Source organism: Actinomyces timonensis, assembly GCF_040702965.1.
Classification (GTDB): domain Bacteria; phylum Actinomycetota; class Actinomycetes; order Actinomycetales; family Actinomycetaceae; genus Actinomyces; species Actinomyces timonensis_A.
Genome location: NZ_CP159989.1, coordinates 628,672 through 655,360, shown reverse-complemented (window position 1 = coordinate 655,360; position 26,689 = coordinate 628,672). Strand labels below are relative to the sequence as shown.

Below are 26,689 nucleotides of genomic sequence, written 5' to 3'. Positions count from 1 at the left end.
CATGGAGGATGAAACGGCGGCCTCATCCGAGCGGATGATGGAGGAGGTCCGGATCGTCACGGGCGAGGCGGTGCTCCTCGACGCCGCCCCGGCCTCGGCCGCGGTGCGGATGCTCAGCGGCCTCATCGACCACGGCCTGGTGATGGTCGGGCTCGTCCTGTCCCTCATCACCCTCCTGTCCCTCCGGCCCGTGAGCGCGGCGGTCTTGGACCCACCGACCATCATCACGCTCTCACTCCTCCTCCTGACCTGGCTCATCGTCCTTCCGCTGACGATCGAAACCGTCTCGCGGGGCTCCTCCGTCGGCCGATGGGTCCTGGGATTGCGAGTGGTGCGGGACGATGGCGGTGCCGTGAGGCTGCGGCACTCCCTGGTCCGCGCACTCGTGGGCATCTTCGAGATCTACACCGCCTTGGCGACGCTGGCGATCGCCTCGTGCGCCGTGACCAGGCGCGGCAAGCGGCTGGGGGATCTGCTCGCGGGGACCTACGTGGTCCGTGATCAGGTGGAGACGGCCGCGGCACCGCCGATCCTCATGCCGCCCGAGCTCGCGTCCTGGGCGGAGCGGGCTGATCTGCGCGCCCTGCCTGGGGACCTGGCGCTGGTCGCGCGGACCTTCCTGCAGCGAGCCTCGACGGTCGAGCCCCGCTCGCGGGAACGGATCGGCGCCGAGCTCGCCGCGAGCATCTCCTCCAGCGTCTCGCCCCCGCCACCGGAGGGCACGCACCCGGAGAGATTCCTCGCGGCCATGCTGGCGGAGCGGCGGGATCGCGAGCTCGCCCTGGCATGGAAGGACCGCCAAGTGGCCGAGTCGACTCGCGCCCGGATGGCCCTCCTGCCCCACGGCGTCGGCGAGTAGGGGGGAATCCCACCTTCCTCAACCACCCATCACCCCTCCTTATGGGCGAGACCGGTCCGTGGACCGGTCTCGCTCCTATTTTCGACCGGTCTCGCAGGGAAGAAGAGGGGGTCAGTCCTCCTTCTCGCCGCGCAGGACCCGGAGATGGCCGCGGCGGGCGATCTCCCCGTCCCCGAGACCCGTGAGGCGGTCGGGCAGGACGTCGGGATCATGGGTGAGCGGGGCCGGCATGATTCCGCCGGGGCGGCCCACGCGCTCGGCGGGACGGGCCGGGGGCCTGGGGGCTCGCGAGGCCTCGCGGACGGCATCGGCCAGGGCGAGCAGGTCGTCCTCCGACGGCGGCGCGGGAGCGAACTCGGTGGCCAACCGGATGATCTGCCAGCCCCTGGGGGCGGTGAAGGACTCGACGTGCTTGGAGCACAGGTCGTAGGCCTCGGGCCGGCGCTCCGTCGACAGTGGTCCGATGACGATCGTGGAATCCGCGTAGACGCTCGTGAGCGTCGCGACAGCAGGGTTCTCGCAGCCGGGCCTCCGGCAGCTCCTCACATTCCTCACCAGCGCAGGTTATCGCGCCCGGCCACCGGGAATCACTCCGGGCGACGGCGGGGCGCGCGCGGCCGCCCCTCGGCGAGGCACGTATGGTGGCCGCGTGAGACGCTCCCGCTCCTCCCGTCCCCGAGCCCTCCCGGCCCCGGCCCCGAGGTCGGCCAGGCGCCACCGGGACCGTCACGGGCACGGCCTGCGCGGCCCGCTCATGCCCCCGGTGCTGCCGGCCTGGCGGACCCGCGCCGAGCGCTTCGACGCCCTGGTCATCGAGGTCGCCGACGATCTGGCCCGGAGGCACCCCTTCGTCGCGGATGTGCAGTTCGCCGTCGAGGAGGTCCCCCCCTCCGACCCCGCTCCCTGGGAGCCGGGGATCGTCCTGGGGCGCGGTTTCGCGCCGGAGCCCCGCGCGGGGCTGCCCGGACGGGTGGTGGTCTACCGCCGGCCCGTGGTCTCCCGGACCCGGGACATCACCGAGCTGCGCGCGCTCGTTCGCCACGTCGTCGTCGAACAGGTCTCAACGATGATGGGCCGCCGTCCGGAGGAGATCGATCCGGACTCCTTCTGACGCCCCGCCCGGGCCGCGATCCCCGGCGGAGCCCCTCTCGCCCGGGGCCGGTCAGCCGAGGCTGATCCGCGTGGGGGCCTGCGAGGCGGAGTCGGCGATGACCGGCAGGACGGCGATGAGCGGACCGGCCGCATCCCCCGAGGCCTTGCGGTTGAGCAGCACGGCGGCGCCCAGGCCATCGGGCTTAGCGGCGCTCAGCCGCACGGCGCTCACCCCTGTCGGCACCTGGGCCGTCACGCTCGACCCCGCCGGGACGTCGACGGTGGTCGACCACGACCCATCGGGACTGGCCAGGTCCACGGTCCTGGCCTCGCTCGCCGTCGAGGAGATGACGAGCCCCGGCGAGACGCCGTCGCGGGGCATGAGGGCCGTCGCGGAGGCGAGAGCGCCGGGTGGGGCCGCCTGAATCCAGGCGACGTCGTGAACGAGAGCGCCGGAGCCCGCGGGCAGCTCGCCGCCGACGCGGACCATCCTGGCGGCGGCGCTGACGGGAGCGTCGGAGGTGACCTGGATGCCGTACACGCCGGGGTCGACGCCGGTCAGGGTGATGTCGAAGACGGAGCCGGGATCGATGGTGACCGCCTGCGCGCCGGGCAGTGGGGAGGGGCCGGCGCTGCCGGAGAGCGCGACCGAGACGGTGGCCGTCGTGCCCCCGGGGTTGACCACGCGCAGGACGGGCTCGTCGGAGGACTCCGCCCCGCCCACGGGCTCGGAGCCCTGCTCCGCGGCCTTCGCCATGGCCACCATGGGGATGGTCTGCTCGGTGGCGGGCGCGGCGCCCGGGGTGAGCATCTCCACCCCGGCGGCAGTCTCACCGTCAAGGCCCTCGGTGACGAGGGTGGAGACGATGCTCCCGCCGTCGGACTCGACGGACAGGGCGATCCTCGGATCGGCGGCGCCAGCGGACTCCAGGAGGAGGGACGAGGTCTTCCCCGGCCCGACGACGACCTCGCCGTTGGAGGGGAGGGAGATCGCCCCGGCCGAGCCGTAGAGGCGCACGCGGGCGGTCACGGTGGTGACGCCGGGGTTGGTCAGGCGCAGCTCGGCGGAGGAGCCGAGAGCGGTCGAGCCCCCGACGATCCATGCGACGGAGCGGGCGGGCGCGCAGGTCGCGGCGGCCAGCCCGCGCAGGTCCCCCGCATCGGTGGCCGAGGTGACGACGCCGGCGGCGCCGGCGGGGCTGGAGTCGTTGGCGGGGGCGGCCGTGAGGATTCCGCCGCCGGAGCCCTGGGAGCCGGTGAGCGTCGTCGGCGAGGAGGGCGCGGCATCCACCGCCCCGCCCGCGTAGCTCAGCGAGGCGGGCGATCCGACGGGGAAGATCGTGGTGGTCGTGGCGGCCTGCCGCGTATCGACGCCGCCGAGCGTGTTGGCGGGGGCGGCGGGGCAGCCGTAGGCAACGGTCCCGGCGGGCGCGTCGACAGCGACGGCGCCGACCTCCCGGCTGGGCGCCGCGGGAGCGGGGCCAGCCCAGGCCGCCAGGGCGACGGCGCCCGCGAGGAGGAGGGCCCCGGCGCCCAATCCGGCGGCGCGTCGAGCAGGGCTCGGCCCGAGGCTGAGACGGGGGCTCATGCGGACCTCCTACGGCGCAGCGGGAGCGCGGCCAGGGCCGTGATCGCCCAGACCGTCACGATGCCGACGGCGAGGATCCGCTCGTCGGGAGAGGAGTGGGTAAGGGTGAGCTCGCCGCCGCTGGCGGGGACGAGGAAGGCCTGCTGCCACTGGCCACGGCCATCGGTCCGGGTGGTGGCCTGGAGGGGCTCGCCGTTGAGGGTGGCGCTCCAGCCGGGATCGGCACGCTCGGCGAGCACGAGCACGCGGTCGCCCCCGGAGGCGGAGTCGGGGATGGTCGTGGTGGCGCCCTGGCCGGAGAACGGGACGGTGGAGGCGCTCGGGGCATCACCGTCGGCGGCCTCGAGGAGGACGGCGCGCGCCGACCGCGCGGCATCGCTGGGGCTGACGCGCCAGGAGACGCCGGCGTCCGTGCGCGCGAGCTCCTCCAAGCCGGGGGTGGAGGCCAGTCCGGCGCGGGCAGAGGCCGTGGCCTCATCACCCTGCCTGATGGCCAGCAGGACGACGCCGATGCCGTGCGCCGAGAGCTGGTCGGCGACGGTCCTGCCCTGGCCCTCGACGGCGTCGGCGATAGCCGCCGCCAGTGAGGAATCGGCGGCGTCGGCGAGGTCCGCGGCCCCGTCCACGGCCGAGCCCGCTGAGGCGGGCCTGCCGGCGCGGCTGTCGAGACGGGCGCCGGTGGGCTCGGGCAGCGCGTCGGTGAGCAGGAGACCGTCGCCGCGCCAGATGGAGGCGGTCAGCACCGATCCGTCGCCGATCCCGGTCGAGCCCAGGACGAGGACGCGGTTGGCCTCAGGGGCGCGCTGGAGATCGCGGGCGATGAGCGGGATCTGCCGGGCTGCCGGCCGCAGGGCCATGAGGGGGGCCCCCGGGTTGATGGCCCGCGCCTGGCCGGGGACGCGGTCGCCGTGCGCGACGGCGAGGGCCCATCCGCCGCCGAGCAGAAGGGGCGGGGCGAGGACGAGCGCGCAGGCCACCGGGGCAACGATCTGGAACCATCCGTGGGAGCGCTGGACCAGGGCGGCGCGGGCGGCGTCGACCCCGGCCAGGGCCGCGGCGAGCATCCCCGCCAGGGCGAGGCTCTGCGCGGCACCCGGCCAGCCGGCCACGGTCATGCGGGCGCCGCTGGGCGCGAGGCCGGTGCCGATGATGGTCCCGGTGGTGACGACGGCGAGGGCGAGGGCTCCGATCGCCGTGAGGGCGCCCGCGCGCGCTCTGCCGCCCCGGCGCCCGGAGGCCAGCAGGCCGACGAGAGCGAGGAGCGGGAGGACCGAGAGCAAGAGGCGGACGGCCAGGACCGCGTGCGCGCCGGGGATGAGCGAGGCCAGGTCGATGGGCGCGCCGAGGAGGAGGTCCGCGCGGCCGGGCGCCGGGGTGACCACGGGCGCGCCGGGCTCGGTGACGAGGAGACGGAGCGCCGCGGCCCCGTCGCCCGCCTCGCGCAGCTGCCAGGCGCGCCACCACACGGGGGCCGGGGTGACGGCGGCCGGGACGAGGGCCAGCAGGAGGCGTCGTGCCCCGCCGGAGGCCCGGACGGGGCCGAGCGCCCGCTGGAGCGCCTTGACGACGATGAGCAGGAGCAGCGCGGGGACGATGACGGCGGCTGTGGCGGGGACTGCCGCGGTGATGGCGGCCAGGAGCAGCCCGGCCACGGCGGCGGCCGTCGGGGAGCCGGGGCCGTAGTGCTCGACGGCGGCGGTGGCCCGGGCCGCGGCGGCCGCCTGCTGGATCCTGGCGGCCAGCCGTTCGGACAGGGGCCGCCCCGCCGGGGCCCCGATGCCGTCCTCCGTGTCGTCCGCATCAGCCTCGTCCGCCTCATCGGCGTCGGCCCCGGGGCCCTCGGGCCCATGCTGCTCGCCCAACTCCCCGAGCTCCTCGATGCGGGCGCTGCTGATGCTCTCGGCGCGGGCGAGCTCGTCGTCGGAGACGCGGTGGGCTCCCGCGAGGCCCGAGAGCACGCGATCACGGCGGTCGGCGCCGACGGCGCGGGCCAGCGCCACCAGTGCCCAGGGCAGGAGGATGTGGACGATGAGCGAGGCCAGGCGCCCCTGCCCGGCGGCGAGCAGCAGGCTGGGGGCGGCCGTCCAGGTCAGGGCGGCCCAGGCCCGCAGGGCGACGCGGCGGGTGACCGTGCCCGCGGCGAACCAGGCGCCGGCGGCGGCCAGTGGCAGCGAGACGAGCAGGAGCAGGTGGACGAGCATGTCCCCGCTGATCCCCACCGCGCCGGCCAGCGCCATCGGCAGGGCGAGGACCGCGAGGAATGGTGTCATCGCGGTGGGGTAGCCGTCGGCCGAGCCCGCCCATGTGCTCCAGGCCGCCTCCCACAGGGCCCGCCAGTCCTCGCCGAGCGAGGCGAGCGCCCCACCCATGACGGCGCGGGCGGTGAGCACGTCGCCCAGGGCGGCCAGGCCGCAGATGGCGGCCAGGAGCAGGACGACCCCCAGGGTCCGCCGACGGCGGGTGGCCAGGACCGCGAGCTCGCCCAGCTCGAGCTCACTGGGCGCGGCGGCGCGGGCGAGGCGCTGGCGCTCCTGGCGGCCCCTGTCCCTCCTGGCCGCGCGGATCTCGGCGGGGTCGAGGTAGAGCTCGGCGAGCACGCCGCGCGGGACGGCGGCGAAGGAGGCCAGGCGCCGCCGGCCGCGCCGGATGCGGGCGGGCCGGGAGGCGGCGGTGAGAGCGGCCGCCAACTCGTCGCCCGCCAGGCCCGGGTCCTTGGTGAGCAGGCGCCAGGCCCCCCGCCCGAGGGCGAGGAGGATCATCCAGGCGAGCAGCGGGAGCAGGGGCCGGGTCGAGATCGTGGCCCAGGCGGTCAGCTGGGCGGTGCGGCGGGCCCGGAAGGAGCGGTCGGGTCCCGGTGGATCCACTGGGGCGGCGGCCTCCTCTGCGTCGGTGGGAGCGCCGCCCTCCTCGGCGCCGCGCAGGCCGAGGTAGGTGGCGCGCCGGTGCCGGATGACGGCGCTCGGGACGACGACGACCCTGTGCCCGGCCAGCCGCAGGGCGTGGGAGAAGCTCCAGGCCCTCGGAGAGCAGGGGCATGTCGGGCGAGGCACCGCCAACCCCCTCCCAGGCCTGATGGGAGATGAGCGCGCCCGCGGTGCCCACGGCGAGCACATCGCTGCGGTCATCGTGCTGCCCCTGGTCGATCTCGCCGGGGGCGATGTCGTTCGCGCGGCGCGCCGAGCCCGTGGCCCGCAGCCCGACCTCGAGGAGCAGATGGGGGTTGTCCCAGTCCACCTGCTTGGGGCCGGCCAACGCGATCGAGCGGGCGGTGGTGACGGCCTGGAGGAGCTCGGCGAGGCAGTCGGGCTCCGGGGCGGAGTCGTCGTGGAGGAGCCAGAGCCACTGGGCGTCGGAGGGGTCGAGGTCGAGACTGAGGAGCGGGCGGCCCTCATCCTGGTCACTGGTCTCCGGGCGGGGCCGGGCCGCGGCCCGCTCCTGGGCGAGGGCGAGGCCCCGGGCGACGGCGCCGCCGAGGGTGGGCGCGGCGGGGGCGCGCAGGATGCGCACGGCGGTGACGAGGTCGAGGCCGGAGGCCTCCACGGCCTCCTCGACGGGGGTGCCGTCGCCCAGGCCGTTGGCGCGCGAGGCGACGTCGACGATGAGGACGGCGGCCGGGACGGCGGTCTGCGCCGTGAGCGCGACCAGTGTCTGGGGCAGGAAGGCAGTGACCCCCGCGGTCACGACGACGGCGAGGGTCTCATCCTGAGCGCGGCCGGCCCCGGCGCCGGGACTGCTCTCGGCGCTCGAGCGGGCTTCGGGGCCCGGCGCGGTCATACGGCCCGGCGCTTGAGCTTGCGGCGCTCCCGCTCCGACAGGCCTCCCCAGATGCCGAAGCGCTCGTCATTGGCGAGGGCGTACTCAAGGCACTCCTCGCGGACCTCGCAGCTGGCGCACACGCGCTTGGCCTCGCGGGTGGAGCCGCCCTTCTCCGGGAAGAAGGCCTCAGGATCGGTCTGGGCGCACAGCGCGCGCTCCTGCCACGGCAGCGGGCCGGACTCGTCCCCACCCCCGAAGAGAAGGATGATCGCGGCGTCGTCAGCATCATCGGGCAGCGCCAGAGGCCCGTCGCCGAGGATGTTCCACACGATGGCTTCCCTTCAGAGAGGATCGACTGATGAAACCAAACTACACGTCTGTAAGACCAGGTATCAAGCCGGGAAAGGCCACATGATCTGCTGAGACCGAGTTGAGACGCGCCACTCAAGCCCGCAGATCACCCGCTGTTCTGCGGAAATCTCCCCACCGGACATCGCTGGTGACCCTCAGAAGTTCCCCGACTCTGATTGAATCAGACTATGAACGATCCCCTCACCCCGCTCCTCCCGACCTCCGCCGACGGCGATCGCCCCTGGCTGATCTGGTACGCGCCCGAGGAGCGCATCGAGCTGACGGGGCGCGTGCTGGCGATGTGGTCGTCGAAGACCGCCGCCTTCCTCGACGCCGAGGCGGGCCCCGCGCCCCTCGTCCACTGCGCGCTGGAGCCCCACTGGAGGGCGGTGACCTGGTGGCTCGGGGCCTGGCAGGCGGGGGGCGGCGTCCTGGACGCGGGCGCCCTGGGGACCAGCACCGCCATCGCGCCCGCTGTCAGCGTCGCTTTCTCCCCCGACAGGCTCCACCAGGGCGCCGACGTCCAGGCGCTCGTGGCCCGAGCCTCGCTCGCCCTGCGCTGGCCGGGCGGGCTGCCGCCCCTGGTGAGCGACGGCGTCGCCGATCTCATGGCCCATCCGGACTCCTTCCCGGCCCTCCCCGCGGCTCCCGGCGCCCCGGCGCTCATCGAGGCCACCGGGGCGCCTGGCGGGCCCGGCGCGGCGCGGGGCCTCGACCGGGGGGCGCTGGTCGACTCCCTGCCTCCCGCCACGGGCTCGCCGGGCGCCCCGCCCGGGACTCCCGGCGCGGTCCTCATCCGCCGAGAGACGATGCCGGCCGCGATGCGCGCCATCCTCGCCGCCTGGCGGGATGGGCGCGCCGCCGTGCTCCTCGCGCCGGGCGCCGACGACGCGCTCGCCACCGCGGCCGCCCGTCAGGAGGGGCCGCCTGAGGGTCAGGGCACATCCGCCTGGACGACGACGCCGTCACCCTCGACGGTGAGCGCCCGCTCGTCCGCCCCGACGAACAGCGCCTGCCCCCGCTGGAGCCGCTCGCGCCCCGCCGTCGTCGAGACCTCCACGCGGCCGTCGATGCCGAGCAGGATGCGCGGACCGCGCCCGGGGACTCCGACGGCACCATCGGCCGCCGACACGTCGGTGACGAGCAGCTCGAAATCGTCCACCGGCGCGTAGTACGCGCGGGTCGCCCGCGAGAGGTACTCGGGGGCGGGGCGCACCGGCGGCGCGGCCACGTAGTCAACGCAGGCGAGCATCTCCGGGATGTCGATGTGCTTGGGGGTGAGCCCGGCCCGCAGGACGTTGTCGGAGGAGGCCATGATCTCCACGCCGAGCCCGCCGATGTACGCGTGGACGGAGCCCGCGGGGACGAAGAGGGCCTCTCCCGCACGCAGGGTCACCGGGTTGAGCAGGAGAGCGGCGGCGATCCCGGGGTCGCCGGGGAAGGCGCGGGCCATCCCCACCGCGTTGGAGTCCGCGCGCCGCGACGGCGAGGCCCCCGCGGCCAGGCGGGCCGCGAGCTCGGCGACGAGCTCGTCGATCTCCTCGCCGCTGGGACGGCTGTCGACGGAGACGATGTCGGTGAACGCCTGGCGGATGCCGAAGCGGCCGGGCGCCAGGCGCAGGGTCCGGCGCATGCGGCGGGCCAGGGGGGAGGAGAGCCCCGAGAGCACCTCCGCCGCGCTGCGGGGGGCGCGGAAGCCGGCGACCGCCTCGAAATCGGTCAGGGCCAGGACCATCTCGGGCTTGTGGTTGCGGTCCTTGTAGTTGCGCACGGGGCTGGCCAGGTCGATGCCGGCCCGGTCCTCGGCCTCGTAGCCCTCGATGGCCTGGCCGATGGAGGGGTGGACCTGGAGGGACAGGGCGCGCGCCGGGGCGATGATCTTGAGCAGGAAGGGCAGCCGGGGCCCGAAGCAGAGCATGACGTCCTCGCCCAGGAGGCGGGCGGGCTCGGCGGCGATCCGCTGGGCGAGGGTGCCCACCCCCTCCCCCACGGTGGTGGGCCCGAGGGGATGGGCCCCGAACCACTGCTCGGCCCAGGGCTCGCCGTCGGGCGCCTCCCCCAGGAGCTCGGGGACGGCGGAGGCGTGCCCCCAGTCGTACCTCTGCCGGAAGCCGTGGAGTCTCTCCATGGGCACACCGTAGCGGCAGCACCGGCGGTTTTCACCCGCGGGGGGTTCGGATGGTACACACTTGGGGACTATGCGAGGCATCATCCTGGCCGGCGGCTCCGGCACACGACTCAACCCGATCACCCTGGGCACCTCCAAGCAGCTGGTGCCGGTCTATGACAAGCCGATGATCTACTACCCGCTGTCCACGCTCATGCTGGCCGGCATCCAGGACGTCCTGGTCATCACCACCCCGCACGACGCCCCCAGCTTCCACCGCCTGCTGGGCGACGGCTCGCAGCTGGGGGTCAACCTGTCCTACGCGGTCCAGGAGGCGCCCAACGGGCTGGCGCAGGCCTTCGTGCTCGGCGCCGAGTTCATCGGGGGCGAGAGCGCGGCCCTGGTCCTGGGCGACAACATCTTCTACGGCCCCGGCATGGGCACCCAGCTGCGCCGCCACACCAACCCCGACGGCGGGGTCGTCTACGCCTACCAGGTGGCCGACCCCACCGCGTATGGCGTCGTGGAGTTCGACGAGAACCGCAAGGCCGTGTCCATCGAGGAGAAGCCCGCGCACCCGAAGTCCGACTACGCCGTGCCCGGCCTGTACTTCTACGACAACGACGTCGTGGAGATCGCTCGCAACCTCCAGCCGTCGGCGCGCGGGGAGTACGAGATCACCGACGTCAACCGCGCCTACCTGGAGGCCGGGCGCCTGACCGTGGAGGTCCTGCCCCGCGGCACCGCCTGGCTGGACACCGGCACCTTCGACTCGCTGGCGGACGCCACCTCCTTCATCCGCACCATCCAGCACCGCCAGGGCCTCAACATCGGCTGCCCGGAGGAGATCGCGTGGCGCATGGGCTTCATCGACGACGACGGCCTGCGCCGGCGCGCCGAGCCCCTGGTCAAGTCGGGCTACGGCCAGTACCTCCTCGACCTCCTGGCCCGCGAGCGCCGCTGAGGGCCGGGGACGGGCCCGGCGCCCGCCAGGGCGCCGGCGGCAACGAGACGAAGGCGACACACCCTCCTGTTCATTTTTGGATCGTGCGGGACTATTCTCGAACATGAGAGAGTCCCGCACGATCCCGAACAGGAGGCCGCCATGCCCGGCGCGCTCACCCAGCCGCAGTTCGACGTCCTCGCAGCGCTCCTGCGCTCGGACGCGGCCCTGACCCAACGGCAGATCCAAGAGTCCACGGGCATGTCGCTGGGCAGCGTCAACGCCGCCGTGCGCGAGTGCGAGGCCGCCGGCTACGTCGTCGACAGGTCCCTGACCGACTCCGGCAGGGCCGCGCTGGAGCCCTACCGGGTGGACAACGCGATCATCCTGGCGGCGGGCATGTCCAGCCGCTTCGCCCCGATCTCCTACGAGCGCCCCAAGGGCATCCTCAAGGTGCGCGGGGAGGTCCTCGTCGAGCGCCAGATCCGCCAGCTCCACGAGGCCGGGATCGACGACATCACGATCGTCGTGGGCTACAAGAAGGAGTACTTCTTCTCCCTGGCCGAGCGCTACGGGGCGAGGATCGTGGTCAACAAGGAGTACGCGACCCGCAACAACAGCTCCTCCCTGTGGCTGGTCAAGGAGGACCTGGCCAACACCTACATCTGCTCCTCAGACGACTACTTCACGATCAACCCCTTCGAGTCCCACGTCTACCAGGCCTACTACTCAGCCACGTACATCGCCGGCCCCACCCAGGAGTGGTGCCTGACCACCGGCGCGGGCGGGCGGATCACCGGGGCGACCGTCGGAGGGGCGGACGCCTGGACGATGCTCGGCCACGTCTACTTCGACCGGGCCTTCTCCACCGCGTTCCGGACGATCCTGGAGTCCGTCTACGAGCTGCCCGAGACGGCCCCCAAGCTGTGGGAGTCCATCTACCTCGATCACATCAAGAGCCTCGACATGGTGATCCGGAAGTACCCCGACGGCGTCATCCACGAGTTCGACTCCATCGACGAGCTGCGCGCCTTCGACCCCGCCTTCATGGAGAACATCGACTCGGAGGTCTTCGAGAACATCTCGACCGCCCTCGGCTGCGAGCGCGGCCAGATCGGCGCCTTCTACCCCCTCAAGCAGGGCATCACGAACCTGTCCTGCCACTTCTCCGTGGGCGAGGACGAGTACGTCTACCGCCACCCCGGCGCCGGGACGAACCAGCTCATCGACCGCCGCGCGGAGATCGAGGCCCTTCGGCTCGCCGGCGAGCTCGGCCTGGACTCCACCTTCCTGGCCGGGGACCCGGAGCAGGGATGGAAGATCTCGCGCTACGTCCCCGACTGCCGCAACCTGGACGTGTCCAATCCCAGCGAGCTGGAGCGGGCCATGCGCATGGACCGTGCCCTGCACGAGTCGGGGCGCGAGCTCGCCCGCACCTTCGACTTCGTGGCCGAGGGGCTGCGCTACGAGTCCCTTCTGGCGGCCCGGGGCCCTATCGACATCCCCGGCTACGACGAGCTGCGCGCCAAGGTGCTGCGCCTCAAGAAGTTCGCCGACGCCGACGGCTTCGGGCTGGCCCCCAGCCACAACGACTTCTTCCCGCTGAACTTCCTTGTGGACGCCTCCGGCGAGCTGTCGCTCATCGACTGGGAGTACGCCGGCATGTCCGACGTCGCCGCCGACTTCGGCACGATGGTGGTCTGCGCGCAGCTGGGAGCCGAGCGCGCCGAGGACGCCCTGGGCTACTACTTCGGCCGCACCCCCACCCCCGTCGAGCGGCGCCACTTCTGGTCCTACGTCACGTTCGCCGGCTGGTGCTGGTACGTGTGGTCCCTGGTCAAGGAGGTCGAGGGCGACGACGTCGGCGAGTGGTTCCTCATCTACTACCGCCACGCCGTCGACTACGTCGACTCCCTCCTGGACTCCTACGCCTCCGGCGCGGACCTCACGAGCGCCCCGGCGGCCCTGAGCGCGAGGAGGGGCGCCTGATGCGCTACGGGGCCATCAGCGGGGCCACCTGGGGCCTCGACACCGTCATCCTGGCCATGGCCGTCGCCCTCGCCCCGTTCATCGGGGCCTCGCAGGCGCCCATCGCCAGCGCCCTCATCCACGACGTCATCTCCGCGCTGCTCCTCGTGGCCTACATGGGCGCGCGCGGGCGCCTGCGGCACACGCTCGCCGCCCTGCGCACGCGCTCGGGCAGGGTCGTGGCGCTGGCCGCGCTCCTCGGCGGGCCAGTGGGCATGAGCGGCTACCTCATCGCCATCAACAACATCGGCCCCTCCTACACCGCGATCATCTCCACCTTCTACCCTGCCCTGGGCACGCTCCTCGCCTTCCTCGTCCTCGGCGAGCGCATGAGGCCACGCCAGATCGTGGCCCTCCTCGCGGCCCTGGCCGCCATCGTCGCGATCGGCTGGTCCTCCTCCGCCGAGTCCGGTGGCGGCAACGCGATCCTGGGCATCATCGCGGCCCTGGCCTGCGTCTTCGGCTGGGGCTCCGAGGCCGTCATCCTCACCTGGGGGATGCGCGACGACTCCGTGGACAACGAGACCGCCCTGCAGATCCGCCAGACGACCTCGGGCCTGGCCTACCTCCTCGTGGTGGCCCCGATCACGGGAGCCCTCGGCTTCTCCGCCAGCGCCTCCCTCACGCCGGCCACCGGCGTCATCGCCCTGGCGGCCATCGCCGGGACCGCCTCGTACCTCTTCTACTACAAGGCCCTGGGCACGATCGGCGCCTCCCGGGGCATGGCCCTCAACATCTCCTACTCCGCGTGGGCGGTCATCTTCGCCCTCGTCCTGCAGGGGACCGTCCCCACCGCTCCGCAGGTGGCGTGCTGCGCCGTCATCCTCGTGGGCACGGTCCTGGCCGCCACCGCCGACTGGTCCGACCTGCGGCTCACGCGCCGCGCCCCCGCGCTCGCGGAGGAGGCGTGAGGACGGGGCCGGTCGCGCCCGGCGCCACCCGCTCTCCACGGCCGGTCCCGCGCCGGGGGCGGGGCGGCCCGACACGTCGCGCCACGGCTTCCCGGTCGGCGCCCCGCCGGGAGAGGATGCGCCCATGAGCACCACCGGCTACGACGACCCCGCCCTCCTCAAGCGCGTCCAGAGGGCCACCGCCCGCGCCCTGGCCGAGCTCGACCGCGTCTGCGCCGAGCTGGGCCTGGAGTACGCCGCCTACGGGGGCACCGCGATCGGCGCCGTCCGCCACCAGGGCTTCATCCCCTGGGACGACGACGTCGACGTCGTCATGCCGCGCCCGGACTACGAGCGCCTCCTGGACGGGGCCGATCGCGTCCTCGGCCCCGGCTTCGTGCTGCTCAGCCCTCGCAGCTCCCCGGACTACCCCAAGACCTTCGGCGTGCTGGGCCTGGCCGGGACCGCCTTCATCCCCGAGATCGCGCGCGACCGCGCCTACCGGGTGCCCATCGGCGTCGACATCTTCCCCTTGGACGTCCTGCCCGACGACGAGCGGGCCTTCAAGCGCATGGCGCGGCGGACCTGGGTGTGGGGGCGGCTCATGTACCTGCGCGGGACGCCCACCGCCGAGGTACCGCTGCCCGCGCCCGCGAGGCAGGCCGCCGCCGTCGTCCTGCGCGCCGTCCACTGGGGGCTGAGGGCCGCCCGTGTCCCCCCGCGCGCCCTGTACGGGCGCTGGGAACGCGCCGCGCGCTCCCACGAGGGCGAGGACTCGGTGTGGCTGGGCGATTTCTCCACCCAGGACCCCCGGCGCTGGTCCATCCGCCGCGATGAGCTGCTGCCCACCGTCGCCCTGCCCTTCGAGGGCATGACGATCCGGATGCCCCGCGCCTATGACGCGGTGCTCACCCGGGGCTATGGCGACTACATGGCGATCCCGCCGGCCTCCGAGCGGGTCAACCACAAGCCCTCACTGGTGGACTTCGGGGATCACGACGTCACTGAGGGCGCTGAGGACTGAGTCCGCGGCCAGCCCCGAGCCGACGGTAGTCGCGGGCCAGGAACAGGGACAGCAGCGCGACGGCCAGGGAGTAGGACAGCACGCCGACCCAGCTGACCCCGTTCATCCCGAAGGCGTCCACGAGCGCCTTCATCGAGACCAGGGAGGCCAGCGCGGCGAGGGCGTTGCCCAGGAAGCTCGCCTTGAGGTCGCGCACGGCGATGAGCAGGTCGTTCATGAACCAGGCGAAGGCCGTCATGACCGTGCACACGACCGCGGGCAGCAGCAGGCCCGTGTGCCCGATGATCTTGTCGCCGAAGATGAGCCGCAGCACTGGATCGCCCAGGAGCAGCAGCAGCGCCGCCGTGACGGCGGTGACCACGAGGATCCCGCCGATGGTCCGCCACAGGAGGGCCAGGGCCGAGCGCTTATCGGAGAGGAAGCGGTCCGCGAACTCCCCCATGAGGGGGCTGTAGACGTAGACGGCGCCCATCTGCACGATGACGACGGGCGAGGCCACGGAGTTGTAGATCCCCAGCGCCTCGCTCCCGACGGAGGACTCCAGGTACTGGCGGGGCAGCGTGAGCACGGAGGAGCTGCAGACCTGGGCGATGACGAGGGGGAAGAGGGTGACCAGCAGGGACAGGGCGGGGCGGAGGTCGATGACGGGGCGCAGGCGCTCGAACTGGGCCGAGCGCGGCACGTCGTAGACGACGCCCACGAGGATGGTCGCCACCGCCATGGCGACGATGGCCGCCATGAGCGAGTTGGCCAGCCACAGGACGGCGCAGAAGCCCACCAGGGTGGTCACGCCCTGGAGGATGTAGGACTTGCCGATATAGTCCATCCGGCGGTGCCGCTGGTCGATGGCGTGGAGGACCTCGATGAAGTTCGCCGCCAGGGAGTAGACCAGGTACACGGCGATGAGCGGCAGGGCGTCGAATGAGGCCGTGGCCAGGGAGTAGACGATGCCGATGAGGAAGGCCAGGGCGGTGGTCAGCACTCGCAGGCCCACGTACTCCCCGGCGCTCCGCTCGCCCTTGGCATCGGTGACCTGGATCGTGCGCAGGCGGTAGTCGGCGAAGGGGTTGATGAGGTTCGCGATCGCCATGACGAGCGCGAGCCCGCCCGCGGCGTCGAAGCCGTGCGAGAGGCGCACGACGGCGACCCCCACGAGGTAGTTGCAGACGAGTCGGGTGATCGAGCCCACCGAGCTCCACAGCATGTTCGTCCGGAGGGACAGGGCCTCGGGCTGTGCCATCGTTCTCCTACTTGAACAGCGTGTGCCTGGCCACCAGCGCGGGCAGGTAGCAGGCCAGGGCCACTGGCTTGTTGGGCGCCATGCGCAGGGAGCCGGGCTGCCCGGCGAGGCGGCAGCCCACAAGGTACAGGATCGTCTCGCGGACGACGCCCTTGAGCGTGGTGGAGCGCTCGGCGCAGTAGCGCTTGTGCTTCCAGTAGCCGACGGGGTTCCGCTTGGCGTTGGCCGCGAAGTTGTGGGTGAGCCCGTCGGGCAGGTAGTGGCAGATCGTGAGGATCGTGTTGTCGGCCAGCATGACGTAGCGCTCGTCGAGCCGGTAGTAGACCGAGGTCTCGGCGATGAAGATCTCCCCGGGGGCGACGTCGTAGGGGTAGTCCCGCAGGACCTCGGTTCGATGGATGAGGGAGGTGTCCCCCCGGAATCCCATCGTCTCGAAGAGGTCCCAGTACTTCACGTCGCGCGCGCCCTCGGGCATCCACGTGTCCATGGGGGTGTGGTCGTCGGTGCCGCGCAGGGCGACGATCCCGGCGTAGCGGTCCTGCCCCTCGATGGTCGCCCAGGTGGCCAGCACGTGCTCGATGGCCCCGGGGAGCAGCCAGTCGTCGGAGTCGACGACGAAGAACAGCGGGCTGGTGGCCCGCTCCACGCCGAGGTTGATGGCCCGGGGCTTGCCACCGTTCGCGGTCTTGACGTAGTCGATCTCGATCTCGCCGCGCTCGATCCATGAGGCGACGAGCTCCTCGGTCCCGTCGATGGAGCCGTCGTCGACGATCATCCACACGAAGTCGCGGGAGGTCTGCGCCACGAGGCTGTCGTAGAGGACCGGCAGGATGTAGGCGCGCTCATAGGTGGGGGTGAAGACGCAGACGGTCTTGGGCGCGGGGCCGGTCCGGCCCTCAGCGGGCTCAGGGCTCTCAGGCGTCACGGTCGGCCCCCTCCGCCCAGGTGACGGCGCGCAGGTGCGCGGGCGGGCGCTCCTCAGCGGGCGGGACGCGCTCCCAGTCGCCGTAGTAGTCGGCGAGCACCTGAGCCGCCTTGGCGGGCACGGGGTACGTCCCGCCCTCGAAGGCCGCGCGGGCCGCGGGGAAGAGCGCCCGGGGCTCCAGGGTGTTCCTATCCATGTGGTCGTCCACGAGCAGGACATAGCGGATGTCGTCATCCTGGGCGGGGGCGTCCTTGATATTCGCCCCCCGCGCCAGGGCATCGGCCTTGGCGGCGATCCGGTAGGGGTCGAGGCGGCGGGTGGCCGGGTAGATGACGCGCTTGACGAGCCTGGCGGTGCCGGAGGTGGCGTAGCGGGGATCGGTGGCGGCGAGCGAGCGCCATCGCACGAGCCGGGCCGCCTTGGCGCGCACCTGGCGCATGCGCGGGTCGGACAGCCTCACGCGCTCCAGGGGGAAGATGTCGACCCACAGGCCCAGGGCCCGCTCCTCGTCGATGAAGGCCTCCTCCGCGCGCGTGCGGGTGTCCACGAGCTTGAAGAAGGGGTAGATCGACGTGCGGTCCCGGTAGGAGACCAGCTTGTAGCGGTCCGCGAGGGCCCCCGCGCGGCACAGGCGGAAGAGGGCCTCGTAGTCGTCGCGGGGCATGACGACGTCGATGTCGTCATCCCAGGGGATGAATCCCTCGTGTCGCAGCGCGCCGATGAGAGTGCCGTAGGCCAGGAAGTAGGTGAGGCCGTGCTCCGCGCACACGCGATCCAGCTCGCGCAGGACGCCGAGCTCGATCTTCTTGATCTCCTCTTGTGAGAGCGCTTCCATCGCTGGCCTTTCTCATCGCGGGCGCCTGATCATGCGGGGATCGAGCGGGGCGGGCGCCCCGGTCGCGGGGATGGGCTCGCCGTCGATGCTACCCGCTCCGCCCCCGCCGCCGGGGCCGCCCGGGAGCCGCCGCCCCAGCGCCGCTCCGCCGGTGACCCCGCGTATGAGACCATTCCCCCTGAGGCGCGCCTTCGCCGCCCCGCGCCCCACCGATGGAAGCACGTATGAGAATCGCCCTGGTCACCAACACCTACCCGCCCCGCCTGGGCGGCCTGGAGAACCACGTCTCCTGCCTGGCGCAGGGACTGCGCGAGCTGGGGCACGAGGTGTGGGTGCTCACCCTCTCGGACGCCCCCGGGCTCCGCGATGACGACGGCGTGCGGGTCCTCACGGGGCGCGGCCGCCTCCCCATCGCGGAGGTCATCAGCTTCCCGCGCGTGGGCACGACGAGGCGCATCGCCCGGTTCCTGCGCGAGAACCGGATCGACATCGTGAGCACGCACACGCGCTTCTTCCCCATGAGCCTCGTCGGGCTGCGGGCGGCGCGCATGGCCGGGCTCCCGGTGATCCACACCGAGCACGGCTCGGGATTCGTGTCCACCCCCTCCCCCATCATCTTCGCGGGCTCGCGGGCGGTCGACCTGACGATGGGCCGCTACGTGCTGCGCCACGCCGATCGAGTACTGGCGATCTCCTCGCAGTCGGCCGCCTTCATCAAGCGCTTGGGCGGGGTCGGCGCCGAGGTCTTCCACAACGCCATCCCGGCGCCCGAGCCCCATCCTGCGCCCGCGGACAGGCCGGGTCACCTCGTCTTCGTCGGGAGGGTCGTGGCAGGCAAGGGCTGGGACGCCTTCCTGTCCTCCGTCGCCGCCCTGCGCGGGCGCGGCATCGACGTCGACGGCGAGCTGCTGGGCGCGGGCGCCGACCTGGAGGCGGCCCGGGCGATGGCCCGCGGGCTGGGCATCGATGACGCCGTGTCGATCCCGGGCCGCGTGCCGCCCAGCCAGGTGGGCCGGGCGCTGGCCGGGGCCACCCTCGTCAACCCGACGGTGCTGTCCGAGGGCTTCCAGACCACGCTCCTGGAGGCGATCGCCGGGAGCGGCCGCGTGGTGACCTATGAGGTCCCCGGCGCCCAGATCCTGGCCGACGAGGGGGCGCCCGTCGTGATCACGAGGGAGCGCAGCGCCGAGAGCCTCACCGATGTCCTGGCGACGATGCTCGCCGCCCCGCCGTCCCCGGCTCCCAGCGGCCTCATCGAGCAGTGGACCTGGCCCGTGCGCTCACGCCAGTACGCGGGCATCCTCGCCGAGGTCCTGCGCGATCACCGCGCCTGAGGGCCCGGCCCCTCGTCGTCCGCGGATCCCGTGGAGGCGGTGCCCGCGGATCCCGTGGGGGCCGCGGCGCCCGGACCCCGCGCACCGATCCCCGCCTCATCGATCCGGGCGGTGAGCCGATCGACCTCGGCGCGCAGGATGGCGATCTCCTCGGCGAGGCGCCGCCGGTCCTCGGCGTTGCGGGACAGGTCCACGCTGAAGCGCAGGGAGAGCAGCAGGAGGATGATCCCCGCGACGAAGAAGCCCAGGTTGAGCGGCACCTCGACGCCCAGTCGGCTGGATACCGCGCGCAAGCCGCCGGGGATGAGCGCGAAGACGACGCAGCCGACGGAGATGATGATCCACCACGTCGCGTAGGCCTCCTTCATCCCGGAGTTGCGCATGCGCAGGAAGATGGAGACCAGCACGATCATCGCGAAGATGATGCCGAGGATGTAGGTGGAGCTCATCGTTGTCCCTCCTGGTCCTCCGATGGAGGGGCGGCCCGGTTGGGCCGACTGAGCGCGATCCCCAGGGCGAGGAAGGCCCGCAGCAGGAAGCGCGCGGCCTTGAGCGGGTTGTGGGAGGGCTCGCCGCCCGCGCGGGGGCGCATCCGCACGGCGACCTGGCGGACCCTCAGGCCGGATCGCTTGGCGACGACGAGCGCCTCGATGGTGTCCCCCAGGTACTCGGCGGGGTAATCGCGGGAGAAGACCGCCAGGGCCCGGCTGTTGTAGAGCTTGAAGCCGCTGGTGCTGTCCGTCAGGCGGGTCCCGCTGACGCGCGAGAGGATCGCGGAGAGCACCTTCATCGCCCATTGACGGGGGCCGCGCACCGAGTAGTCGCCCTTGCCGGCGAAACGGGCGCCGATGACGAGGTCCGCCCCCGTGGCGCGCGCGCATTCGAGCATCACGGGAACCTCAGAGGGATCGTGCTGGCCGTCGGCGTCGAGCTGAACCGCGTAGGAGTAGCCGTAGCGGACGGCGTAGACGAAGCCGGCCCTCATGGCGCCGCCGACTCCCAGGTTGATGGGCAGATCGAGAACCGTCACCCCGGCGTCGCGGGCGAGCGCCGCCGTGCGATCCGTCGAGCCGTCCGAGACGACGACGATATCGGCGGTGCCCCCGAGCCTCGCCAGGACCTCGGCGATCACTCCCGGCAGGGCGATCTCCTCATTCCACGCGGGGATGATGATGAGGAGGTCGTGGCGGCGCTCAACGCTCATCGGGGCCCTCCGCGGACGGGTCGGCCGAGGGGCGGCGCGGGGGATCGACGGGGTGCTCGGCGCCAGGGCCGTCGGTGGCGCCGGGAACGGCGGGGCCCCCCGGGGCGGTGGTCTCCCGCTGGACGTCCTCGACCCGCGCGTGCCGCCCCGACGGTCTCCCGCTCACGAGCGTCTCGGCCGGCTCCTGGCGCTCCGGCTCGACCCGGCCGGCCGCGGGCGGCTCGGTGATGGCCCGCGCGGGGCGGCGCCACACCAGGAGGGACATCGAGGCGACGGCGACGGCGTAGACGAGGACGAGCACCCTCCAGGTGTACTCCGGGGTGAGCGGGAAGTCGGGCCACCACCATCGCAGGAAGAGGTCGAGGCTGTAGACGGGGTGGTCGAGGTCGAGGCGCCCGTGCGTGTAGCGCTCCATGACCCGCCGCAGCGCGTAGGCGTTGACGATCACCGAGCTGATCCCGATGAACCAGACCTGCGCGCCGACCACGTGCCTGCCCTTGACCGACATCGCGAGCCAGAGGAAGAGCAGGATCGCCAGGAGCGGCAGCATGTAGCGGGGCTGGTACTGGTAGACCCTCGAGTAGCCGGCCTGCAGGGAGATGACCAGGGGGATCCCGGCGATGGCGCCGAGGACGACGAGGGCGCTCAGCGCCTTGCGCCGCCCCACTCTCCGGGCGCCGATGAACAGGCAGATGGCGGCCAGGCCGATGGCGATGCTCGACGGGGCGCCGTCGAGGGGGACGTCGAACCAGCCCGCCCCCCAGCGCTGCCCGTAGAAACCCGCGAAGTACTCGGGGAGGGAGGTGATCAGGGAGTTCAGGCGCTTCATCAAGGGGGCGGTCTCCTCCGGGGAGGAGGCCGAGCTGAGCGCGCTGGCCTGGCCTGTGGACCGCATGATCCACACGCCTACGGCGCTGGCGGTCAGGGCGAGGGCGGCCTCCGGGAGGATCCTCCTCGTCCATGGCGCGCCGACGAGCACGGCGAGCGAGATGACGAGCACGAAGAAGGCCGAGTCCCCGCGCGCGGCGCACGAGATGAGCGCTCCGACCGCCGCGAGCCCCAGGAGCGCCCAACGGCGCCGCCCCTCCGAGCGCAGCGCGCCGAAGAGGGCGGCGGCGTACGCCAGCGTTCCCGATAGGGCCCAGGAGGTGGGGTTGTTCGAGGCTACGAAGTAGAGCCCCATGGGCATCCATGCCACGAGGACGGTCAGGGCGAGGCTCTCCTTGTAGCGCGATGGCAGGAGCCATCCGACGGAGCCGAGCAGGACCATCGCGATGAGGATGTTGACCCCTCGCATGATGAGCACGGAGCCGGTGACGTCGGCGCTGACGAACAGGTGGTGGAACCAGTAGTAGCCGCCCGGGTAGTTGCCCGCGTCGTAGCGGCGCGAGTACGTGTACGCGTCGTCGGACAGGGCCCCCTTGCACTGCATCGTCCCATCGCTGTCCGGGTAGGCGAAGCAGGAGGTCCGCTGCGAGACGGTCTCGGGCACGTAGACCTGGACCTCATCGTTAATGACCTTGGTCCCGCAGCCCGAGGATTCCACGGGCGGGGGGCACCAGATCGAGCCCAGGTGGTAGTCGTCGTCCGGGGAGCCCCCGACCGGCGAGGCCAATGCCCAGCCGAGGCCGGTTCCGAGCACCGTGAGCGCCAGGAGCGCACCGAGGATCCGGCGGGCGGTGGGCCGGTCCAGCCAGGCGGCGCGGCGGGAGGAGGGCGCGGGGGCCGAGGGAGGGGGGTCCTCGTGGTCCCCCATAGTGCCGTGCCTCATAGGCTCGCGATGTAGGCGTCGAGGCGCTCCATCGAGTCGCCCGGGGTGAATCCGGTGGACTTGATCCGGCTGAGGTCCAGGGCGGACTTCAGGGGCCGGGGGGCGACGTCCTGGCCCGCGAAGTACTCCTCGGTGGTGATGGGGGTGACCTCGGAGGGATCGTGGCCGAGGCGCTCGTAGACGCGCTTGGCCACGTCCGCCCAGGAGACCACGGGCCCCTCGCCGGAGAGGTTGTAGGTGCCGTGGGGGGCGCAGGAGGACAGCAGGTGGATGATGCCGGCGGCCAGGTCCGTGGTGAAGGTGAGGCGGCCGGTCTGGTCATCGACCACCTTGGGGGAGATGCCGCGCTCGGCCAACGAGGCCATGGTGCGCACGAAGTTCTTCCCGTCGCCCACCACCCAGCTGGTGCGCACGAGGTAGTGGCTCGGGGTGGTGACGACGGCGGCGTCCCCACCGGCCTTGGACTGCCCGTACACGCCCAGGGGGCTGGGAGGCTCGTCCTCGGTGTGGGGCTCGATCGCGCCGTCGAAGGTGTACTCGCTGGAGATGTGCACGAGGGTCAGGCCGTGCCTGGTGGCCGCGCGGGCGAGGTTGGCCGGGCCAGTGGCGTTGGCGCGCCAGGCGGCGGGCCGCCCCTCGGGGGTCTCGGCGCCGTCGACGTTCGTCCAGGCGGCGGCGTTGATGATGATGTCGTAGGCGGACCAGTCGAGCGCGTCCATGGCGGCGGCGTCGGAGATGTCGAACTCGGGCAGGTCCACGCCGGTGGCCGCGTAGCCGGCGTCGGCGAGCCGGCTCATGAGCTCGCGGCCGAGCTGGCCGTTGGCGCCGGTGACGAGCGCCCGGCGCCCCGCGACGGCGGGTCGGACGACGGCGGGGAAGGGGGTGACGTCGGCCAGGCGCGGGTGGGCCCTGTCCTTGTCCGACAGGATGGCGTCGTCGAGGGGGATGGGCCAGGGCACGGCGACGGTCTCGTCGGCGAGGTTGAGGAAGGTGTACTGGGCGTCGGGCGACCAGTGATCGTTGACGAGGTAGGTGTAGGCCGTGCCCGGCTCGAGGGTCTGATAGGCGTTGCCCACCCCGCGGGGCACGAAGACGGCGACGGAGGGGTCGATCTCGCAGGTGTAGACGGCCCCGAAGCTGGGGCCCTCCCGCAGGTCCACCCAGGCGCCGAAGACGCGCCCGGTGGCCACCGAGACGTACTTGTCCCAGGGCTCGGCGTGGATGCCACGGGTCACCCCGGTCTCGTCGTTGAAGGAGATGTTGTTCTGCACCGGGCCGAAGTCGGGCAGGCCGAGCGCCACCATCTTCTCGCGCTGCCAGTTCTCCTTGAACCAGCCCCGGTTGTCCCCGTGCACGGTCAGATCGATCCGAAGGAAGCCGGGGATGGGGGTGGTCTCAACGCCGAGGGGCTTCGCGGTGGTGGTCATGGGCTGGTAGTCCTCATTCCTCGTCACGCCCGGCGCACGCCGCGCGCTGATTGGGATCGGGCAGAGTCTATCCTCCGCGCGGGGTGGCGGGCACCGTGATCGCGGCTACCAGGCTGGGCGCCGTCGCGGCGGCGGCGCATTAGAGTGGCACCGCCAGGTCCACCCCCGCGCCACGCGGGCCGTCTTGGGAGAGCCCATGAACAACCCCGGGATCAGCCCCATGAGCAGCGCCGCGGTCGTCGCCGTCGTCGTCACCTACGAGCCGGGGCCCCTGGGCGGCCTCCTGGAGGCGCTCGCCCCCCAGTGCGACGCCGTCCTCGTGGTGGACAACGGATCCGCCGCTCCCGGGCTGGAGCGGGCGCGCGAGGCCTGCGCGGCCCATGGTGCCAGGCTCATCGAGCTGGGTGAGAACCTGGGGATCGCCGCCGCGCAGAACCGGGGCATCGCGGCCGCGCGGGCCAGGGGCGCCCGGTACGCGCTGCTGTCGGACCAGGACTCGATCCCCTCGCCCACCATGGTGGCCCAGCTGCTCGAGGCGATCGAGGAGGACGCGCGGATCGCCGCCGTCGGGCCGCTGCCGGCCGAGGAGCGCGAGGGCGCCGATGAGCTCGTCTACGTCGACCGGGGCTGGAGCCCCAAGCGCGCCACCAAGGCCGAGCTGTCCCGGCCGAGGCTGGAGGCCGCCTTCCTCATCGCCTCGGGCTGCCTGGTGCGCATCAGCGCGCTGGAGGAGATCGGGCCGATGCGCGAGGACCTCTTCATCGACCATGTGGACCTGGAGTGGGGGGTGCGGGCCCGGAGCGCGGGATGGCGGCTCGTCGCGGTGCCGGCGGCCCGGCTCACCCACTCGCTGGGCGACGAGGTGGTTCGCCTGCCGGGGCGGGAGCAGCCGATCCACGTGCACGCCCCGATTCGCAACTACTACATCCTGCGCAACACGCTCGCGCTGGTGGGCCGCGACTCGCCGCTGCCGGCACGCTGGCGCATCCGCTACTCCTACTGGGCGGCGAAGTACGCGCTGTTCAACGCCGCCCTGCGGGATCGGCGCCCCGAGCGCCGCCGGATGCTGCGCCGGGGCCTGGCCGACGGCCTGCGCGGGCGCCTGGGCCCCTACGCCTCCCGCCACCCTGATCGCTGATCCCCGCGAGACCGGTCGAAAACAGCACCGAGACCGGTCGAAAACAGCACCGAGACCGGTCGAAAACAGCACCGAGACCGGTCCGGCGCGCCGGCGGGGCCCCTCAGCTCCAGATCGCCTGGCGCAGGGCGAGGAGGTAGGTCCGCCCGTAGCGCGTGGTGGGCTCCAGGACGGCCGACTCGGCCCACTCGTTCCAGGCGTTGATGAACACGAGGCGGTCGGCCTCCTCGCGCCCGGCGACGGCCCTGATGAGACCCGCCACCCAGCGGTGGAAGCTGTAGGGGTTCGAGCCGTACCAGGCATCCGCCTTCCACTGGCGGCGGGCGGTGTTGTCGAAGGTGACCATGGCGCCGGGGTACTCGTGCTCGGTCAGGCGAACCGCGTTGCGCAAGGAGGCCTTGAGGGTGGCCTGATAGCTCATGAAGTTGCCGCGCCAGCGCTTGTCCAGGCCGACGTCGAGGGCCGGGCCCGCGATCCACGGCAGGTTGTGGGGGGCGAACTCCAGGGTGCCGTCGAGCCCATTGGCGTGGTAGTCCTCGCCGACGCCGTCGAACTCCTTGGCCACGGACACGGCGATGACGTGGAGCTCGCCGACGCCCGCCGCCCGGGCGCGCTCGCGCCAGGCGGCCACGACCTGCGGGAAGTTCTCCATCTGGGCGGGTCGGTAGACGGCGATGAGCGCCTTGCCGTTCACGCGCATGTAGCGGGGGTCCAGGAGGAACTCCATGACGTCGTCGATGAAGTCCTCGGCGGGGACCTTGTCGTAGTCCTGGCCGATGAGGACGTCCTGACTGCGGCCATCCCAGCGGCGCGTCCAGTTCTCGTTGGCCCACATGATGCAGTACGGGAAGTCGAGGTCCGAAGCCCGCAGCTTCTCGATGGGGCGGTTGAGGATCCGCTCGCCGGAGAACCAGTAGTAGTAGTACATGAAGCCGGCCAGGCCGTGGGCGCTGGCCAACTCGGCCTGGGCGGCGCGCACGGAGTTCATCTCCAGGTCGTAGTAGCCCAGCTCCGTGGGCTGCTTGGGCTGGTAGTGGCCCCGCCACGCGGGCACGGCGCCCACGACGTTGGACCACTCGGTGAAGCCCTTGCCCCACCACACGTTGTTCTGCGGGGAGTCGTGGAACTGGGGCAGGTAGAAGGGGATGACGGTGGCGGCCGGGACGCGCTCGGCGTCGCGGCCGAAGCGGCGCCAGCCCTGCCGGTCGGTGCCCGGGGCGGCGAGGAGCTCCTGGATCGACTCGGGCTCCACGGTGCGCAGCCCGGCCTCCTTGGTGACGATGCCGACGATCCTCTCGACGGCGTGCGCGGTGGTGCCGTCCACCTGGCCGGCCTCGGGGTCGAAGTCGGCTGCCTGGAGGTTGAGGGCGCGCAGGCCCTGGAGCACCAGGCCGCGGCACCAGTACATGGAGCCGGAGGCGAACTCGAGCTCGTCAGGATCGATCCTGAGCTCGAGGCGGCGCAGGAGCTGCTCGACGATGCGCTGGTCCCCTCCCCAGAACTGCTTGCCGACGATGGAGTCGGTGGCGGTGAGCACGCCCAGGGCGGGATCGGCGGCGAAGGCGGCGAGGATGCCCTCGATCGTCTCCCGCGAGCCCGCAAGGTCGTCCAGGAACTGCTGCTTCCAGGTCTCGCCGCTGCCGGCGAGCTCGGCGTGCTCCTCGCGCCAGGGGCTGCGCTTGGTGTGCATCTTGAGGATGAGGTCGTAGGGGTCGAGGATCCCGGAGTTGACCAGGTTGACGGTCGGCAGGATGTCACGGCCGTGGTTGTCCACCTCGACGACGACGCTGGCCCCCAGGTGGGCCAGGTCGTCCGGGACCTGGATCCCCTTGCCGGAGGCGTTGGTGATGAACAGGTCGAAGTCGACCGGCATGAGGCGCAGGCGCTCGAAGAGCTCGTCCATGAGCTCGGGGTAGAAGCAGTGGATGACGACGGCGATGCGCGCCGGCGACTCGACGCGGAAGGCGGGGTCCACGCGCCACTTGTCCGGGAAGCCGGAGTCCTGGCGCCCGCCGAGGCGGTCGACGAAGGCGGCGAAGTCCGCGGGGTGCTTGGGCCGGTAGCCGCGCACCGAGCCGGTGGCGATGAGGTTGGCGGCGGCGTTGCGTCCGCGGGCCGCGAAGTAGGTGGCGCGGCGGGCGGCGCCGTGCTTGGAGATGCGGGTCATGTCTCGTGCC

The 26,689-nt window shown here is 72.7% G+C and carries 21 protein-coding genes and 1 pseudogene; 9 read left to right on the top strand and 13 right to left on the bottom strand.

Going from position 1 to position 26,689, the window contains the following annotated elements; genetic code table 11:
• Nucleotide 1: 1 nt before the first annotated feature.
• Nucleotides 2-859, top strand: coding sequence for an RDD family protein (locus tag ABXS69_RS02850; protein WP_366181088.1), 858 nt, complete (start codon nt 2-4; stop codon nt 857-859).
• Between the two features lie 111 nt (nt 860-970).
• Here the strand turns inward: ABXS69_RS02850 and ABXS69_RS02845 are convergent, their stop codons facing one another.
• Complete coding sequence (locus ABXS69_RS02845; protein ID WP_366181087.1) at nt 971-1,414, bottom strand: DUF3499 domain-containing protein; 444 nt, start codon at nt 1,412-1,414, stop codon at nt 971-973.
• Nucleotides 1,415-1,508: 94 nt separating this feature from the next.
• Between ABXS69_RS02845 and ABXS69_RS02840 the strand changes: the two genes are divergently transcribed.
• Nucleotides 1,509-1,970, top strand: a complete 462-nt coding sequence (locus ABXS69_RS02840) for a metallopeptidase family protein (protein ID WP_366181086.1) — start codon at nt 1,509-1,511, stop codon at nt 1,968-1,970.
• 51 nt (nt 1,971-2,021) lie between these two features.
• Here the strand turns inward: ABXS69_RS02840 and ABXS69_RS02835 are convergent, their stop codons facing one another.
• The 3 genes from ABXS69_RS02835 to ABXS69_RS02825 all read right to left on the bottom strand — a co-directional run bounded on the left by ABXS69_RS02835 (nt 2,022) and on the right by ABXS69_RS02825 (nt 7,624).
• On the bottom strand, nt 2,022-3,539 hold the full coding sequence (locus ABXS69_RS02835; protein ID WP_366181085.1) for a DUF5719 family protein: 1,518 nt from the start codon (nt 3,537-3,539) through the stop codon (nt 2,022-2,024).
• Nucleotides 3,540-6,032: 2,493 nt separating this feature from the next.
• Nucleotides 6,033-7,313, bottom strand: coding sequence for a glycosyltransferase (locus tag ABXS69_RS02830; RefSeq protein WP_366181084.1), 1,281 nt, complete (start codon nt 7,311-7,313; stop codon nt 6,033-6,035).
• A complete protein-coding gene (locus tag ABXS69_RS02825) occupies nt 7,310-7,624 on the bottom strand; it encodes a WhiB family transcriptional regulator (RefSeq protein WP_073451071.1) in 315 nt (104 codons plus the stop codon). The genes ABXS69_RS02830 and ABXS69_RS02825 overlap by 4 nt, the downstream gene beginning before the upstream one ends.
• A gap of 210 nt (nt 7,625-7,834) precedes the next feature.
• Here ABXS69_RS02825 and ABXS69_RS02820 point away from each other — a divergent pair.
• Nucleotides 7,835-8,554: pseudogene (locus tag ABXS69_RS02820) on the top strand (TIGR03089 family protein); the annotation flags it as partial.
• A gap of 26 nt (nt 8,555-8,580) precedes the next feature.
• Here ABXS69_RS02820 and manA read toward each other — a convergent pair.
• Nucleotides 8,581-9,774: a mannose-6-phosphate isomerase, class I gene (gene manA / locus ABXS69_RS02815; protein ID WP_366181083.1), complete on the bottom strand. Its 1,194-nt coding sequence runs from the start codon at nt 9,772-9,774 to the stop codon at nt 8,581-8,583.
• A 70-nt stretch (nt 9,775-9,844) separates the two neighbouring features.
• Here manA and rfbA point away from each other — a divergent pair, with 70 nt between their 5' ends.
• The 4 genes from rfbA to ABXS69_RS02795 all read left to right on the top strand — a co-directional run bounded on the left by rfbA (nt 9,845) and on the right by ABXS69_RS02795 (nt 14,638).
• Entirely contained in the window at nt 9,845-10,717 is an 873-nt protein-coding gene (gene rfbA / locus ABXS69_RS02810) for a glucose-1-phosphate thymidylyltransferase RfbA (protein WP_366181082.1), read from the top strand.
• A 141-nt stretch (nt 10,718-10,858) separates the two neighbouring features.
• The gene (locus tag ABXS69_RS02805) at nt 10,859-12,685 is read left to right on the top strand and encodes an NTP transferase domain-containing protein (RefSeq protein WP_366181081.1); all 1,827 of its coding nucleotides are present in this window, start codon (nt 10,859-10,861) and stop codon (nt 12,683-12,685) included.
• Nucleotides 12,685-13,635: a DMT family transporter gene (locus tag ABXS69_RS02800; protein WP_366181080.1), complete on the top strand. Its 951-nt coding sequence runs from the start codon at nt 12,685-12,687 to the stop codon at nt 13,633-13,635. Before ABXS69_RS02805 ends, ABXS69_RS02800 begins: the two co-directional genes overlap by 1 nt.
• A 124-nt stretch (nt 13,636-13,759) precedes the next feature.
• The gene (locus ABXS69_RS02795) at nt 13,760-14,638 is read left to right on the top strand and encodes a LicD family protein (protein WP_366181079.1); all 879 of its coding nucleotides are present in this window, start codon (nt 13,760-13,762) and stop codon (nt 14,636-14,638) included.
• Here the strand turns inward: ABXS69_RS02795 and ABXS69_RS02790 are convergent.
• Genes ABXS69_RS02790 through ABXS69_RS02780 form a run of 3 tightly spaced genes read right to left on the bottom strand, consistent with a single transcriptional unit; the run spans nt 14,616 to nt 17,638 of the window.
• On the bottom strand, nt 14,616-15,878 hold the full coding sequence (locus ABXS69_RS02790; RefSeq protein WP_366181078.1) for an oligosaccharide flippase family protein: 1,263 nt from the start codon (nt 15,876-15,878) through the stop codon (nt 14,616-14,618). The two genes, ABXS69_RS02795 and ABXS69_RS02790, sit on opposite strands and share 23 nt — an antisense overlap.
• A gap of 7 nt (nt 15,879-15,885) precedes the next feature.
• Complete coding sequence (locus ABXS69_RS02785) at nt 15,886-16,803, bottom strand: glycosyltransferase family A protein (protein WP_366181077.1); 918 nt, start codon at nt 16,801-16,803, stop codon at nt 15,886-15,888.
• Complete coding sequence (locus ABXS69_RS02780) at nt 16,793-17,638, bottom strand: LicD family protein (protein WP_366181076.1); 846 nt, start codon at nt 17,636-17,638, stop codon at nt 16,793-16,795. Before ABXS69_RS02780 ends, ABXS69_RS02785 begins: the two co-directional genes overlap by 11 nt.
• 224 nt (nt 17,639-17,862) lie before the next feature.
• Between ABXS69_RS02780 and ABXS69_RS02775 the strand changes: the two genes are divergently transcribed.
• Complete coding sequence (locus tag ABXS69_RS02775) at nt 17,863-18,972, top strand: glycosyltransferase (protein ID WP_366181075.1); 1,110 nt, start codon at nt 17,863-17,865, stop codon at nt 18,970-18,972.
• On the opposite strand, the gene ABXS69_RS02770 is transcribed toward ABXS69_RS02775, so the two are convergent.
• Genes ABXS69_RS02770 through ABXS69_RS02755 form a run of 4 tightly spaced genes read right to left on the bottom strand, consistent with a single transcriptional unit; the run spans nt 18,960 to nt 23,374 of the window.
• Nucleotides 18,960-19,421, bottom strand: coding sequence for a DUF2304 domain-containing protein (locus ABXS69_RS02770; protein WP_366181074.1), 462 nt, complete (start codon nt 19,419-19,421; stop codon nt 18,960-18,962). The two genes, ABXS69_RS02775 and ABXS69_RS02770, sit on opposite strands and share 13 nt — an antisense overlap.
• The gene (locus tag ABXS69_RS02765; protein ID WP_366181073.1) at nt 19,418-20,176 is read right to left on the bottom strand and encodes a glycosyltransferase family 2 protein; all 759 of its coding nucleotides are present in this window, start codon (nt 20,174-20,176) and stop codon (nt 19,418-19,420) included. Before ABXS69_RS02765 ends, ABXS69_RS02770 begins: the two co-directional genes overlap by 4 nt.
• Complete coding sequence (locus tag ABXS69_RS02760; protein ID WP_366181072.1) at nt 20,166-21,947, bottom strand: DUF2142 domain-containing protein; 1,782 nt, start codon at nt 21,945-21,947, stop codon at nt 20,166-20,168. Before ABXS69_RS02760 ends, ABXS69_RS02765 begins: the two co-directional genes overlap by 11 nt.
• A complete protein-coding gene (locus tag ABXS69_RS02755; RefSeq protein WP_366181071.1) occupies nt 21,944-23,374 on the bottom strand; it encodes a bifunctional dTDP-4-dehydrorhamnose 3,5-epimerase family protein/NAD(P)-dependent oxidoreductase in 1,431 nt (476 codons plus the stop codon). Before ABXS69_RS02755 ends, ABXS69_RS02760 begins: the two co-directional genes overlap by 4 nt.
• 220 nt (nt 23,375-23,594) lie before the next feature.
• Between ABXS69_RS02755 and ABXS69_RS02750 the strand changes: the two genes are divergently transcribed.
• Nucleotides 23,595-24,512, top strand: coding sequence for a glycosyltransferase family 2 protein (locus ABXS69_RS02750; protein ID WP_366181070.1), 918 nt, complete (start codon nt 23,595-23,597; stop codon nt 24,510-24,512).
• Nucleotides 24,513-24,615: 103 nt separating this feature from the next.
• Here the strand turns inward: ABXS69_RS02750 and ABXS69_RS02745 are convergent, their stop codons facing one another.
• Nucleotides 24,616-26,679 carry a glycoside hydrolase family 99-like domain-containing protein gene (locus ABXS69_RS02745; RefSeq protein ID WP_366181069.1) on the bottom strand — a complete coding sequence of 688 codons (2,064 nt, stop codon included), beginning with the start codon at nt 26,677-26,679 and terminating at the stop codon, nt 24,616-24,618.
• Between the last annotated feature and the right edge of the window lie 10 nt (nt 26,680-26,689).

Coding starts and splice junctions, on each gene's coding strand:
- ABXS69_RS02850 (WP_366181088.1), top strand. CDS start 2: ATGGAGGATGAAACGGCGGCCTCATCCGAGCGGATGATGGAGGAGGTC.
- ABXS69_RS02835 (WP_366181085.1), bottom strand. CDS start 3,539: ATGAGCCCCCGTCTCAGCCTCGGGCCGAGCCCTGCTCGACGCGCCGCC.
- ABXS69_RS02830 (WP_366181084.1), bottom strand. CDS start 7,313: ATGACCGCGCCGGGCCCCGAAGCCCGCTCGAGCGCCGAGAGCAGTCCC.
- manA (WP_366181083.1), bottom strand. CDS start 9,774: ATGGAGAGACTCCACGGCTTCCGGCAGAGGTACGACTGGGGGCACGCC.
- rfbA (WP_366181082.1), top strand. CDS start 9,845: ATGCGAGGCATCATCCTGGCCGGCGGCTCCGGCACACGACTCAACCCG.
- ABXS69_RS02805 (WP_366181081.1), top strand. CDS start 10,859: ATGCCCGGCGCGCTCACCCAGCCGCAGTTCGACGTCCTCGCAGCGCTC.
- ABXS69_RS02800 (WP_366181080.1), top strand. CDS start 12,685: ATGCGCTACGGGGCCATCAGCGGGGCCACCTGGGGCCTCGACACCGTC.
- ABXS69_RS02795 (WP_366181079.1), top strand. CDS start 13,760: ATGAGCACCACCGGCTACGACGACCCCGCCCTCCTCAAGCGCGTCCAG.
- ABXS69_RS02790 (WP_366181078.1), bottom strand. CDS start 15,878: ATGGCACAGCCCGAGGCCCTGTCCCTCCGGACGAACATGCTGTGGAGC.
- ABXS69_RS02780 (WP_366181076.1), bottom strand. CDS start 17,638: ATGGAAGCGCTCTCACAAGAGGAGATCAAGAAGATCGAGCTCGGCGTC.
- ABXS69_RS02775 (WP_366181075.1), top strand. CDS start 17,863: ATGAGAATCGCCCTGGTCACCAACACCTACCCGCCCCGCCTGGGCGGC.
- ABXS69_RS02770 (WP_366181074.1), bottom strand. CDS start 19,421: ATGAGCTCCACCTACATCCTCGGCATCATCTTCGCGATGATCGTGCTG.
- ABXS69_RS02765 (WP_366181073.1), bottom strand. CDS start 20,176: ATGAGCGTTGAGCGCCGCCACGACCTCCTCATCATCATCCCCGCGTGG.
- ABXS69_RS02760 (WP_366181072.1), bottom strand. CDS start 21,947: ATGAGGCACGGCACTATGGGGGACCACGAGGACCCCCCTCCCTCGGCC.
- ABXS69_RS02755 (WP_366181071.1), bottom strand. CDS start 23,374: ATGACCACCACCGCGAAGCCCCTCGGCGTTGAGACCACCCCCATCCCC.
- ABXS69_RS02750 (WP_366181070.1), top strand. CDS start 23,595: ATGAGCAGCGCCGCGGTCGTCGCCGTCGTCGTCACCTACGAGCCGGGG.
- ABXS69_RS02745 (WP_366181069.1), bottom strand. CDS start 26,679: ATGACCCGCATCTCCAAGCACGGCGCCGCCCGCCGCGCCACCTACTTC.